Here is a 13,577-nt window from a genome sequence, read left to right as displayed (position 1 = left end):
TCTCGGTTTCAAGCTATATTGCTTGGATGCTCATTTACTCCGCCGCCACCTTCGCCGCCTTCCCCCGCGGCTTGAGCAACGGCGCCAGATACCGCCCGGTATAGCTGCCCGCCACCTTCGCCACCTGCTCCGGCGTGCCTTCGGCGACGATCTCGCCGCCCTTCACGCCGCCTTCGGGGCCCAGGTCGAGGATCCAGTCGGCGGTCTTGATGACGTCGAGATTGTGCTCGATCACCACCACCGTGTTGCCCTGTTCCACCAGCGCGTGGAGCACTTCCAGGAGCTTGCGCACATCCTCGAAGTGCAGGCCCGTGGTGGGTTCGTCGAGGATGTACAGCGTCTGCCCGGTGGCGCGGCGCGCCAGTTCCTTGGCGAGCTTCACCCGCTGCGCCTCGCCGCCCGACAGCGTCGTCGCCTGCTGGCCGACCTTGACATAGCCGAGGCCCACTTCGGCGAGCATCGCCATGCGGTCGCGGATCGGCGGCACGGCCTTGAAGAACTCGACCGCGTCTTCCACCGTCATGTCGAGCACGTCGGCGATCGACTTGCCCTTGAACTTCACCTCCAGCGTCTCGCGATTGTAGCGCGCGCCGTGGCACACGTCGCAGGTGACATAGACGTCGGGGAGGAAGTGCATCTCGATCTTGAGCACGCCGTCGCCCTGGCACGCCTCGCACCGGCCACCCTTGACGTTGAAGCTGAACCGGCCGGGCTTGTAGCCGCGCGCCTGCGCCTCGGGGAGGCCGGCGAACCAGTCGCGGATGTTGGTGAAGGCGCCGGTATAGGTCGCCGGGTTCGAGCGCGGGGTGCGGCCGATCGGCGACTGGTCGATGTCGATCACCTTGTCGCAGTGTTCGAGCCCGGTGATCTTGTCGTGCTTGCCGGCGAGCACGCGCGCGCCGTTGAGCTGGCGCGCGGCCGAGGCGTAGAGCGTGTCGAGCGTGAAGCTCGACTTGCCCGAGCCCGAGACGCCGGTGATGCAGGTGAAGGTGCCGAGGGGCAAGCTCGCCGTCACGCCCTTGAGGTTGTTGGCGACGGCGTTGTGCACCGTGATCTTCTTGCCGTTGCCCTTGCGGCGCTTAGGGGGCACGGCGACCTCGCGGGTGCCGTTGAGGTAATCGGCGGTGACGCTGCCTTCAGTGGCCAGCACCTCCGCGAGCGTGCCCTTGGCGACGATCTCGCCGCCATGGACGCCGGCGCCCGGCCCCATGTCGATCACATAATCGGCGGTGCGGATCGCATCCTCGTCATGCTCGACGACGAGCACGGTGTTGCCGAGGTCGCGCAGGCGCTTGAGGGTGGCGAGCAGCATGTCGTTGTCGCGCTGGTGCAGGCCGATCGAGGGCTCGTCGAGCACGTAGAGCACGCCCGACAGGCCGCTGCCGATCTGGCTGGCGAGGCGGATGCGCTGGCTCTCGCCGCCCGACAGCGTGCCCGAGGTGCGATCGAGGTTGAGATAGTCGAGCCCGACATTGTTGAGGAAGCCGAGCCGCTCGTCGATTTCCTTGAGGATCGCGCGGGCGATCTCGCGCTGCTGCGGCGTGAAGGTCTCGGGCAGGGTCTGGAAGAAGCCGAGCGCGTCGACCACCGAGAGGCGGGTGGCATGGGCGATGTCCTGCCCGGCGACCTTCACCGCCAGCGCCTCGGGCTTGAGGCGGGCGCCGCCGCACACCTCGCAGGGGTGGCTGGCCTGGTACTTGCCCAGCTCCTCGCGCATCCACGCGCTTTCGGTCTGCAGCATGCGGCGGTTGAGGTTGCCGATCACGCCCTCGAACGGCTTCTTGACGTCGTAGCTCTTGCGGCCGTCGATGAAGGTGAGGGTGACCGGCTTGCCGCCGGTGCCGTGGAGGATGATCAGCTGCACCTCGCCGGGCAGGTCCTTCCACGGCGTGTCGAGGCTGAAGCCGAACTCGCGGGCGAGGCTGCCCAGCACCTGCATGTAATAGGGCGAGGGCGGGTTGGACTTGGCCCAGGGCACCACCGCGCCCTTCTTGATGCTGAGATCATGGTTGGGGACGACGAGATCCTCGTCGAACTCGAGCTTCTCGCCGAGGCCGTCGCACGCCGGGCAGGCGCCCTGGGGGGCGTTGAAGCTGAACAGCCGGGGTTCGATCTCGGGGATGGTGAAGCCGGAGACCGGGCAGGCGAACTTCTCGGAGAAGACGATCCGGTTGTCGGGGATGCCGACGCCCTTGAGGTTCCCCTCCCGCTTGCGGGAGGGGCTAGGGGAGGGGCTGTCCGGGGCCTCAACGGCGAACGTCTGGGGTGCCTCCCGGACAGCCCCTCCCCCGACCCCTCCCGCAAGCGGGAGGGGAGCGCTGAGCTCGGCTACCGTCGTATCCACCAGGTCCACATACGCCAGCCCCTCGGCCAGCTTGAGCGCGGTCTCGAAGCTTTCGGCCAGCCGCGTGCCGATATCGTCGCGCACCACCAGGCGATCGACCACCACTTCGATGTCGTGCTTGAACTTCTTGTCGAGCGCCGGCGCGTCCTCGATCAGGTACATCTCGCCGTCGATGCGGACGCGACTGAAGCCGGCCTTCTGCCACTCGGCGAGCTCCTTGCGATACTCGCCCTTGCGCCCGCGCACCACGGGGGCGAGCAGCAGCAGCCTTGTGCCCTCGGGCAGCGCCAGCACGCGGTCGACCATCTGGCTCACCGTCTGCGCGCTGATCGGCAGCCCGGTGGCGGGCGAATAGGGCACGCCCACCCGCGCCCAGAGCAGGCGCATGTAATCATAGATCTCGGTGACCGTCGCCACCGTCGAGCGCGGGTTGCGGCTGGTGGTCTTCTGCTCGATCGAGATGGCGGGGCTGAGGCCCTCGATATGCTCGACATTGGGCTTCTGCATCAGCTCGAGGAACTGGCGCGCATAGGCCGAGAGCGACTCGACATAGCGGCGCTGCCCCTCGGCATAGATGGTGTCGAAGGCGAGGCTCGACTTGCCCGAGCCCGACAGCCCGGTGATCACCGTCAGCGTGTCGCGGGGAATGTCGATGTCGACGCCCTTGAGGTTGTGCTCGCGCGCGCCGCGGACGCTTATGTGAGTCAGCATGCGGAACACCTTTGCTGCGGGATCGTGGTGAGTGCCATAGGGGAGGGTTCTATCTTTGTTCTGAAGGATTTTCCAGAGGGGAGATAGGAAGCCCCACACCGATCCGCCACCTGCCGCTTCGGCCACCCGACAACCGGGCGTGCCGCCGCGCACCCCCGTCACGCCCCGACGCGCGCACGAAAGCACCGCGGACGCCGCCGCCGTGCATCGATTCGGTCCGCGGAGACGCTACGGCAGCGCGATATGTTGCACGGGCGTGATGTTGGTCACGCGCAGCGGCGCTTGCTGCATGCGAACAGGCACCCAGTGCCGGAGCTTGCTCCCATTGGCTCGCGGCGCTCCCAGGAAGCTCCCCAGGGTGCCGCATTTCGGGGGAAGCGCGGCGCCCGGCGAGCGGGCATGTTCAGGCCGGGGGGCTGGACATGCCCGCTCGCGGCCCTGCGGGCCCCCGCCGAATTCAACCGGCGCCGCTCAGTTGTAGTAATAGGGCGAGCGCTTCGCCCACACCGTGCCCGGATAGCGGGCGTGGAGCAGCCGGAAGGCGCGCTTGCTCAGCTGGTTGTGGTTGCCGCCCCAGCGGCCGACGCGGTTGAGCCGGTAGAGCGCCTCGGCCGCGCGCGGATCGCGCGGATGCGCGGCGACATAGGCCAGCGCCTCTTCCCACAAGCTCGTGCCGCCGGTGACGCCCTCGCCCAGATCGGCATCGGAGCGGAAGGCGCTGCGCTCGCGCAAGGCGGCTGCCTGGAGCGGCTGGGCGAAGGCGGGCAGGTGCAACGGCGCGCCAACCCCGCATTTCTCGTTGCAGACCAGATCGGCGTCGCCGGCCTCTTCGGGCGCGCCGCGATTCCACCAGCCGCCCGGCACATAGGCACGGGCAGGCGGGAAGGTGGCGGGCTTGGCACCGCGCGGCGGCCGGACCAGCCATGCCGTCCAATAGCCGCCGAACGACGCGGCGGTGCCGAACGGTCGGCCATAGTCGGCAAGGTCGGGGCGCAGGCTCGGGATCTTGGCAAGCACGAAGGTCTCGGCGAAGCGCTTGTCGGGGCCCGGTGCGGTGCGCAGGATCCGCTGCCAGTCGCCCCGCACCTGCGGCAGCAGCGCGATCAGTGCGCGCGCGGTCTCGTTTACCGCCGCGTTGTTGCCGAGCAGCACGGCGCGGACATAGTTGGTGAGCGCGAGATCGAGCCGCAGCTCGGCCGGCAGCGTGGCGGTGCGCCCGAGCGCCAGCCGTTCGGCCAGCGGCAGGCGATCGATCACCAGCAGCGCGTCCGGGCCGAAGCCGACCCAGCCGCCGCCTTGTCGGGCGAGCATCGAGTCCGCCGCCGCGCCGGGATAGTCGAAGCAGCTGTCGAGGCTCAGGCGGCAATAGGGCGTGCGCAGCGCCTGGGTGGCAAAGTCGCCGAGCCCGGTCGCCAGCTGGGCGCGCAGCGCCAGGAAGATGTTGCGATCCGCCGGGGTGAGATCGCTGCGGGCGAGGATCGCATCGACCTGCGCGCGCAGCGCCGCATCGGGCAGGGTGCCGATGCGCAGGCGGAGCAGATGGTAGCGCGCGGTGAGCCAGGCGGGATCGCCGGCCGGCAGCTGCTCGGCGGCGGTGGCGAGCGGCACCGCCGCCGGATCGCCGCGCCCGACCAGCGCGAGCGCCGCGACCAGCCAGGGGGTGCGGCGCGTCTCCTGCCAGCGCCGGGTGGCGTGCGCGAGCCCTTCGGCCGCGTTGCGCGTGCCGAGCGTCGCGATCCAGTCGGCGGCTTCGGGCTTGTCGGGCTTGTCGGCCGAAAGGCTCCAATAGTCGGTGAACTGCACCGCGATGTCCGGGCCGGGGACCTTCTGGTTCAGCGCCTGGTCGAGCCGGTCGCGCAGCGCCGCCGGATGCTCGTGATACTCGAGCACCTGCTGCATCCGCCCGATCTCGCCCTTGCCATAGGTGCCGTCCGGCGCGGCGGCGAGGGTGGCGATCGCGGCATGGGCGCGGGCGAAGGCGGCGGGATCGCGGGTGGTGAGCGCGGCGCGCTGCACGGCGCGGGCCTGGAGGTACAGCGCCAGCTTCTGCCACGGCGACGCCGGATCGCGGCCGATCGCGGCGAAACTCGCCTCGGCATCGGCGAAGCGGCCGTCGTAGAGCGCCAGCGCCGCCTGCTGGTAGAGCCGATCGGCACGCAGCCAGGCGGGGGCGGCGGGATCGAGCGGGGGCAGGCGGATGCCGGGCTTGCTGCACGCCTCGAACACCGCGTCCTGCGCGGCCACCCAGGCGCGCACCCAGGGCGACGCGGCGCCATGGGCGGCGATCCGCGCCTTCAGCGTCGCCGTCGCGGTGGTGAAGGCGTCGCCGAAGCAGGTCGGGATCGCGGTATAATTGGGGCCCTGGCGCTCGGTCGAGATCCAGTAGACGTCGGGCGACACCCCGGGCACCTCGCGGCGCGCCTGGACCCAGCCGCCGGAAAGATCCTGCCAGCCGCCGCAGCACGGCGTGGCGAGCGCCTCGGTCGCCGCCGCGCCGCTGTCGAGCCCGGTGAGCAGGCGCCAGTCGAGATAGCGCACGGCCGCCGGGGCGGTGGTCTTGACGATGCCGACGCGGCCAGCGGCGAGCGCGGCGCGATCGACCGGCTGCAGCGCATGGCTGGTGACATATTCGATGATCGGCCCGGGATCGCCCGAGCCGAACGCCTGCGTCCCCGCCAGCACCGCGACGCATGCCGTCGCCGCGAACCACCACCCGCGCTTCATCGCCATTGCTCCACCCGTTTCCGCACCGCGTCGAAGGTGGAGGGCGTCCAGCTTTGCGGGGCGAACAGATAGATCCTACGCGCTTGCGGCGCGCGGGCAATGGGGGTGTCGGCGGAAAGTGCGAAGGCCTTGCGGCAGGCCGGCGCGGCCCAGTCGGCCCCGCTGTCGAGCCGGGCGCGGATCGCCGGTCCGCCGCGGCCCATGCGGAACAGCATCGGCACGATCTCGTCGACCGGCAGCGCGCCGAGCCAGTCCTCCTGGCACCAGCTGGCGATCGCGGTCATCGACAGCGCCGTGCCGCGCGGCAGACGCGCGCGGACGTCGTGGAGCAGGTCGATCAGCACCTGGCGCTGCGACTGCCGGACCTCGAAATCGATCTGGACGCGGGGGGCGGGGACGACCCGGGCGAAGTGCAGCACCGCGGCGGCGACGCGGGCGCGCAGTTCCGGCGTCCAGCGCAGCGGGACGGTGTCGTCGATCTGGACATGGACCAGCGCGGTGCTCGGCGGCCGGTCGCTGCGCAGCGGATAGCGGCGACCGCGTGCGCGGAAATTGTCCCCGGCGAGCTCGACAAAGCCGGTCTGCACGGCGATTTCCGCGTCCGGGGGGAGGAAGCGGAGGTCCTCGGGGCGCTCCCAGGCCCAGACGACCAGCTGCGGGGCAGGCGCGGCGGGCTTGCAGGCGGCAAGGGCGAGAAGGGGGAGCAGGAAGGCGCGGCGCACGGCCCAGCATAGAAGGACGGCGCGACGGGGTTCAAGGCGGGCGCGTGCCTTGCGCGGGGCGGAACCGGTGCTTCAGAATCCGTTCCGATCCGTAGCGGGGTGGCTGCAAGGCGTGGTCCGATGATGAGTCCGAAAGCGCTCCATCTTCGGCCAGGGCGGCTCCCGCCCACTTGCGGACATCGCTGTGCGATGACACGCCAGCGGCGGCAGTCGCTGCTTGAGCAGCGGAACATGGGGGTGCGGCATGTTGGGGCTTGGAAACACGAGATATTACGGGGTTCAATCCCTCGGCTGCGCTATGGTTGGTATAGTTTTCAGCATAGTTTTAGACAGCTTCGGATACGAGAGAATCGCAATCGTGGCTGGCATGGTATTATCAGCCACCCTCATACTCGTGGTAGTTGGCTGGAATTATCTCACCTCAAGAGCGGTTTGGATAATAATCTTTGCGCTTACGACTTTGCACATAGTTGCCGGTATCTACTTTTTCCCTTACGACGGCTTCAAACCCATAGTGCTGTTGCCCTTCGCGCTGGCTGAAGTATGCGGTTACCTTTATTTGATTGATCGATTGTCAGGATTTCGCTGAGGGGATGCTGAACCGTTTAGGGCTACTGAGCGCGGGGCACGAAGACATAAGCGGAAGCTACCCGCAAACGTCCGCTTCCCACCATTTTCCGCCAGGGCGGCTCCCGCCCAATAGCGGACGCAATGCCTTTGGTTTATCGTGAGGCATGCTTAAAAAGCTCGTTACAGCGATTTTGGTGATAACGTGGAGCTTCCCAGCTTCTGCGCTCTGTATCTATCGCGGCGTGGATAACGCAAAAACTACTATTGCTCAGGAGTTTAGAGACTCCCGATGGGTTGTTCGTGCTCATGTCGTGTCAGTTGACTATCATTGGTCGGACGAAGATGAATCTTGGACACTCTACCGGCTTAAGGTTGTAAAATCCTATAAGGGCAATCTGACGACGCGTTTCAAGTTCTTCACTGAGCGTAACAGTGGTGGTTTTTACATGGATGGCACCGGTGGTGGGCCGGACCTAGACAGAGATTATCTACTGTTCCTGACGCCGCAAGCTTTTGAAAGAGGACTGCCAGCATCCGCTAAGGGTGCGTTGTGGGTCAATTACAACTGCGGCCAATCGAAGGTCTGGAACGAGGTTACAGCCCGTGAAGCTGCAGAGCTTGCTACGCTTTCTCGACACCGCTGATTGACAGCTAACCACCCTTCCCAGCCCCTCGGCGCCAAGCGACATGCGGAAAGCGCTTGGGCGCTTGGCGTTCCATTGCGAACCGCGCGGTTCGCCGCCAAAGGCGGGGCATGTTCAGGATCAGGGGATCGCGGCCCGACGAGGGGCAACGCGTCATCGACATCTGGTGCGAGGCCGTCGATGCCACGCACCATTTCCTTTCGGCGGAAGATCGCGCGGCGATCGAACAGGAGGTGCGTGGCTTTCTTCCCGCGGTTCCCTTGTGGGTCGCGGTCGACGAGGCGGACCGTGCGATCGCCTTCCTGCTGATCGCGGACGGGCACATGGAGGCCTTGTTCGTCGATCCGGCGTTTCACGGGCAAGGAGTCGGTGCCGCGCTCGTCCGCCATGCGCTCGGCATGCATCCGGCGATGACGACCGATGTGAACGAGCAGAATGGTGCGGCGATCGGCTTTTATGAACGCATGGGCTTTCGCCGGACCGGGCGCTCGCCGCGCGACGGGCAAGGCAGGCCCTATCCGCTGATCCATCTCGTCCATGCAGGCGCGGCGAACGCGGGCTAGCCGCCGGGCGGCAGACGCCCTCAGAACGCCCGGGTCAGCCCGATCGTCGCCGCCTTGCGGGTGTAGGTGTAGATGCCGACGGTGGAGTGGTTGCGCTCCCAGTCGAGCCGGAGCACCGGCGCGAAGCCGTGGAGCTGGAGGCGGCGGAAGGTGGCGCCGGCGCCGAGGCTGACATTCCAGTCCTTGCGGCGCTCGGGAAACAGGAACAGCCGGGCGTCGCCCTCCAGCCGGCGCAGCCCCGCCGTCGCATAGACGGTGGTGCGGCCGAACTCGTGCCAGCCGAGCAGGCTCGCCCCGCCCGAGGCGGTGGCATAGCCGGGGTCGCGCGCGGTCTGGCGGGTGGCGGACAGGGTGAGGCTGCCGCCGGCGCGGGGGGAGAAGGCGCGCTCATAGGCGACCGCGCCGTTGAGCAGCGCGCCGTTCTGCAGCGCGTTGCCGCGATAGCGCGTGCCGGCGATCGTCGCGCTGGTGGTGAGCTGGGCGCGGGTACCGAGCGGGTGCTGCCAGTCGATCGCGGCGGTGGCGGTGCGGGCATAGGGGCTGCCGCCATACCAGCGCTGGGTGCCGCCGATCGAGGGGCGCAGGCGATCGCGGCCGAGGCTCCATTCGAGCCCGACCAGCGCCGAGGCGGAGACGTCGTCGAAGCGGCCCTCGCGGTAGAAATCGCCCTGGCCGGAGATGCGGGGGACCAGCGCGAGATCGGGCGCCACCGGCACGCGGGCGTAGAGCTGGCCACCGGCATGCGCGCCGAGCCCGGCGCGGGCGCGCGCGTCGCGCGAAAGCTGGAGCGGGGCGAGCACGGTATCGAGCGTCGCGGCATCGGTGGCGCGGTTGACGTTGCTGTCCGGCACCAGCGCGACTTCGAGGCTGGCGCCCCAGGGCTTGCGCGAGCGCAGCGCGGCGGCGAACTGGTCGACGATCTGGGCGACCCGCGGCGGCAGCCCGCCGGCCTGGGCCTGGCGCAGCTCGCGCCGCGCAGCGCCCTCGTCGCCGAGCTGGGTGAGCAGCCGGGCGAGCTCGAGGCGGACGCGGGCGGCATCGGGCTTCTCGTCGAGCAGCGCGCGATAGGTGGTCGCCGCCTCGCGCCGGCGGCCGAGCCGTTCGAGCAGCTGGCCGAGGCGGAAGCGCGATTCGGCGCGGACCTCGGCATCGGGATCCCGGGCGAGCGCGCGATACATCGTCTCGGCATCGCCCGGGCGGCCGCCCGCCTCGGCCTTGGCGGCGAGCGCGAACAGCTCGACCGCCGAGACCTGGCGCTGCTCGGTTGCCTGGGCGGGCGCGGGGGTGGGCGCCGGCAGGGCCAGCGCCAGGGCAAGCAGCATCGTCTGGGTCACTGGCCCTTCTTGGCGAGCGTCGCGCCGGTGAGCACCGCCTTGTCGCCGTTCGCCAGCGTGCGCACGGCATCGAACCGGGCGCCGATCTCCTGCGCCTGCGGCCCGAAGAACCAGCCGGTGAGGCTGCCCGAGCCGCCGGGAGCGGAGAGGGTGCCGGTGAAGCCGTTCGCCGAGAGGCTCGCCGCCTGGAAGCCGAAGCTGCCGAAGTCGCGGCTGCCCGCAGTGCCGCTGCCGGTGACGGCGAGGCTGCCGGTCGCGCTCGCCCGGGCGAAATCGACCGCGAAGCTGCTGGTGCCGCCCAGCGCGTAGGTCGCGCCGCCGGCGGTGCCGCTGCCGAACACCAGCCCGGCATAGCTGGCGGTGCCGGTGCGCGGCAGCTGGTCCGCGGTGGTGCGCTGGCCGAAGGGCAGGTACCAGCGCTGCGGATCGCTGCCCGCGGCCGCGTCGTTCGCGAGATAGGCGAGCTCGGCGAAGCTCGCATAGCTGAGCGCGAGCGGCCCCTTGCCGGCATCGTAGATCCGCGCCTGGACGGTGCCGGCGGCGAGCGTCTTGCGATAGACGTCGAAGCCGACCTCGCTGGTGATCGCCTCGCGATCGGCGGCGGTGAGCAGGGTGATCGTCTCGGACAGTCCCGGTAGCCCCGCGACGGCATAGCCGCTGGCGGCGTCGCCCGCGAAATCCGGCGTGGCCGGCGTGCGGCCGGCGGCGCTGGCGCTGGCCGAGCGGGCGCCGACGAGGCTGATCGCGGCGGCGTTGCCATTGGCATCGGTCAGCGCCGCGCTGGCACCGACCTCGTCGGCGGCGGGGCCGTAGAAATGGCCGGTCATCGCGCCGTTATAGCCCGCGAACAACGCGAGGTTGAGGTTGCCGGTAAAGGCATTGGCGGTGCTGGACAGCGTCGCCGATCCGGTGAAGCTGCCATTGGTGGTGGTCGTGGCGTTGGCGGCGTCGGTGTAGCTGGCGGCTGCGGTGCCGTTGGCGGCGATCGCGCCGCTGGCGAAATTGGCGGTCAGCGTGCCGGTGCCGGTGAGCGCGAACAGATCGGGCTTGCTGCCGTCGGCCAGCGCGCCGGCGAGACGGACGTCGAAGCTCGCCGATCCGGTGCGCGGCAGCGCGCTGGCGGTGGTGGGCATGCCGAAGGTGAAGGCGTCGACGAGGCTGGTGGTGATGCCGTTGGTGCTGGTGGTGGTCGCCCAGCGGGCGGCGCGGACATAGCGCATGCCGTTCAGCGCATCGAGCGTCAGCGTGTCGGCTGCGCCCGCGGCGGGCGTCGGCGGGAACATTCCGCTGCGCGCACCCGCGATCACGATATAGTTGCCGGACGCGGCGTCGTAGCTGACGACCACCGGCTGGGCATCGATCGTGGCGCCGGCAAGCGTGCTGTTGCTCTCGTCATAGCGGGCGCGCAGCGTGGTGCCTTCGCCGCTGAAGATCTGCCCGGCGGTGAGGTTGGCGAGGCTGGCATTCCCGGTCTGCGCACCCGACTGGCGGCCGATCAAGACGCCGGCGGCGGCACGGCCATCGGCGTTGGACGCCGCCCAGGACGCGCCGACTTCCTCGGCAGCGGGGCCGTAGAAGCGACCTTGCAGGGTGCCGCTGAGCGCACCGCCCGAAAAGGCGAAGAGCCCTGCAAAGGCGTTGCTCGCGCCGAGCTGGGCGAGCCCGGTGAACACCGAGCTGGTGATGGTGTCGCCGGTGCTGGTCGACACTTCGCGGACGACGCCGCTGGTGAGCACGGTGCCCGTCGCGAAATCGACCTGCAGCGCGCCGCTGCCGACCAGGCTCTCCAGCACGCCATAGCCGAGCGAGCCGACCAGATCGACCGCGTAGGCACCGCTGCCGCTGCGCGGCACCGCGGCGTCCGGCGTTTCCACGCCGTAGCTGAAGCTGTTGAAGCGGAACGCGCCGTTGCCGCTGCTGTCGAAATCGGCGCGCTGCCAGAAGCCCGCCCCGACATAGCGATAGGTGAGCGCCCCGCTGGTACCGGGCAGGGTGAGCGACAGCGTGTAGGCGCTGTTCGCGGTGCTGTGGCGATAGACGCGCAGCACCGAATTCGACTGGGCGGAGTCGACATCGCCGGGCAGGAACGTCTCGGTATTGACGCCGTCGCTGACCGTGTAGCCGCTGGTCGCCGCGTCGAAGCGGATCGTCAGGCCGCGCGTCGCCGCGAGGCAGCCGCACGACCGCGCGTCCGGATAGAAGGTGCCGGCGAAGCCGGTGGCGTCATTGCTGAAGCTCTCGCTCTGGGTGAGCGACAGCAGCGACGCGTTGGTCTGCGGGGACGGAGTCGGCGTGGGGGTTGGGGTCGGTGTGGGTGTGGGCGTCGGAGTCGGAGTAGGGGTCGGGGTCGGGGTTGGAGTGGGCGTCGGTGTCGGTGTCGGTGTCGGTGTCGGAGTGGGTGTAGGCGTCGGCGACGGCGTCGGCGTGGGAGCCGGGGTCGGTGCCGGAGTCGGGCTCGGGGTGGGGCTGGGGGCCGGGGTCGCGTCGGGGACCGGGTTCGGCGCGGCCGGGGTGCCGGAGACGCCGCCGCCGCCGCCGCCGCCGCTGCAGGCGCCCAGCAGTGCAAGGGCAGAAACCATCGTCGGGAGCACGAGTGCGCGCTTCATGCCAGATCCTCGGAAATACGCGTTAACCATCGCCGCGGCTATGCGGCCCGAGCCGATAAGGTTTGGTTAAAACCGTATTTGTTTTTCGCGACTTGCGACGAGCCGAAGTCCGTCATGCTTTGTTCACAAGGATAGGCGGATGGTGACGCAAACAATGGACTGGGGTGAACCGATGGCGCGGTGGAAGCGAACGTTGATGGCGGCGGCGGGCACCGGCCTGCTGTGCGGCTGCACTGGCACCGGTATTGCCCAGAACGCCCATGTGGTGACCGCGGGCACGCTGACCGACGACGTCGCGGCGCGCGACGACTATCGATGGATCGATCGCGCCCGTGCGCTGTGGGACACGGTGGGGGATGCCCCGCCCGACTACAGCTTCAGCTTCGCCGGCGGTCAGCCGATGGCCTGGGAAACGCGCGACGGCTATTGGGTGGTGGTGGAGGACCGGGCCGAAGGCACCCGCACCTATTTCTTCGCGCCGGGCGAGCGCGGGCCATTCCTGGTGCGCGAGGTCGATCGCAGCTTCGGCTATCAGGACGGCCATGTCGCCGCGGTGTACGATGCCGGCGGCGGGCTGCTGCCGCGCTATGAGGGCGCGCGCTGGCTGGGGCAGGGCGAGGATCTGTATCAGCGCGGCCGCCGCCTGCGCGATGCGCTGCTCGATCGCCAATGGGCGCCGGTCGACACGACGCGCTGGACCGAGCTGAACCTGTTCTTCATCGGCATCGATCCGGGCTGGGATTCGGGCTGGCGCTACCGCGGCGACAGCTTCGCCTTTGCCGACCAGCGCCGCTGGGCCGAGGAGCGTGCGCGCCGCGCGGCGATGGCAGCGGCGTTCGCGCGCTGGCGCAACGGCAATTTCCAGGGACCACCGCCGCCCGGGCTCGGGCATCACTGGGAACATCGCCCGCCGCGCCCGGGCCAGCCGCCCCATGGTGGCCGTCCGCCGCAGCCCCCGGGTGCCGGCCAGCCGGTGCCGCCGCCCCCGCCCCCCGGCGGCCGTCCGCCCGGCCGGCCCTGGATGTGGGGCGGCCTGCCCGGCGGGGGCGGCGATCGCCCCGACCGCCCGCAGGGTGGCCCGCGCCCGACGCCGCCGGCCCCACCACCGGGCTCCGTACCCGTGCCGCCGCCCCAGCCCGGCGCGGGCGGACCCGGCCAGCCGCCCGTAGGCGGAACGCCGGGATGGCATGGCTGGCGTCCGGGCGGGCCGGGCGGTCCCCGGCCGGATGGCGGCGCCGGCCGTCCGCCGCGCCCCGACAGCAACGGACCCGGGCGTCCCGGCTGGCAGGGTGGCCGGCCGCCGAGCCCGCCGCCCGCAGCTGCCGCGCCCTCTGCACCCGGCGCGCCACCGCCAGCGGC

At 70.0% G+C, this 13,577-nt stretch carries 7 protein-coding genes and 1 pseudogene; 3 read left to right on the top strand and 5 right to left on the bottom strand.

Going from position 1 to position 13,577, the window contains the following annotated elements; translation table 11 throughout:
* Positions 1–34: 34 nt before the first annotated feature.
* The 3 genes from uvrA to SAZ01S_RS17435 all read right to left on the bottom strand — a co-directional run bounded on the left by uvrA (position 35) and on the right by SAZ01S_RS17435 (position 6,501).
* Positions 35–3,055, bottom strand: a complete 3,021-nt coding sequence (gene uvrA / locus SAZ01S_RS17445; RefSeq protein ID WP_084583558.1) for an excinuclease ABC subunit UvrA — start codon at positions 3,053–3,055, stop codon at positions 35–37.
* A gap of 471 nt (positions 3,056–3,526) precedes the next feature.
* Complete coding sequence (locus tag SAZ01S_RS17440; protein WP_084583557.1) at positions 3,527–5,785, bottom strand: hypothetical protein; 2,259 nt, start codon at positions 5,783–5,785, stop codon at positions 3,527–3,529.
* Positions 5,776–6,501 carry a hypothetical protein gene (locus SAZ01S_RS17435; RefSeq protein ID WP_084583556.1) on the bottom strand — a complete coding sequence of 242 codons (726 nt, stop codon included), beginning with the start codon at positions 6,499–6,501 and terminating at the stop codon, positions 5,776–5,778. The genes SAZ01S_RS17440 and SAZ01S_RS17435 overlap by 10 nt, the downstream gene beginning before the upstream one ends.
* A gap of 734 nt (positions 6,502–7,235) precedes the next feature.
* Between SAZ01S_RS17435 and SAZ01S_RS23785 the strand changes: the two genes are divergently transcribed.
* Both SAZ01S_RS23785 and SAZ01S_RS17430 read left to right on the top strand, forming a co-directional pair.
* Positions 7,236–7,715: a hypothetical protein gene (locus tag SAZ01S_RS23785; protein ID WP_139810126.1), complete on the top strand. Its 480-nt coding sequence runs from the start codon at positions 7,236–7,238 to the stop codon at positions 7,713–7,715.
* A 110-nt stretch (positions 7,716–7,825) separates the two neighbouring features.
* Positions 7,826–8,278, top strand: a complete 453-nt coding sequence (locus tag SAZ01S_RS17430) for an acetyltransferase (protein ID WP_084583555.1) — start codon at positions 7,826–7,828, stop codon at positions 8,276–8,278.
* Between the two features lie 20 nt (positions 8,279–8,298).
* On the opposite strand, the gene SAZ01S_RS17425 is transcribed toward SAZ01S_RS17430, so the two are convergent.
* Both SAZ01S_RS17425 and SAZ01S_RS24605 read right to left on the bottom strand, forming a co-directional pair.
* Positions 8,299–9,612, bottom strand: a complete 1,314-nt coding sequence (locus SAZ01S_RS17425; RefSeq protein ID WP_084583554.1) for a surface lipoprotein assembly modifier — start codon at positions 9,610–9,612, stop codon at positions 8,299–8,301.
* Positions 9,609–12,218: a transferrin-binding protein-like solute binding protein gene (locus SAZ01S_RS24605; RefSeq protein WP_139810125.1), complete on the bottom strand. Its 2,610-nt coding sequence runs from the start codon at positions 12,216–12,218 to the stop codon at positions 9,609–9,611. Before SAZ01S_RS24605 ends, SAZ01S_RS17425 begins: the two co-directional genes overlap by 4 nt.
* 139 nt (positions 12,219–12,357) lie before the next feature.
* Between SAZ01S_RS24605 and SAZ01S_RS17415 the strand changes: the two are divergent.
* Positions 12,358–13,577: pseudogene (locus SAZ01S_RS17415) on the top strand (hypothetical protein); the annotation flags it as partial.

The sequence above is a fragment of the Sphingomonas azotifigens NBRC 15497 genome (genome assembly GCF_002091475.1).
GTDB lineage: Bacteria > Pseudomonadota > Alphaproteobacteria > Sphingomonadales > Sphingomonadaceae > Sphingomonas > Sphingomonas azotifigens.
Note: the sequence above shows the minus strand (reverse complement) of the source record. Positions and strands in the feature narration are given on the sequence as shown.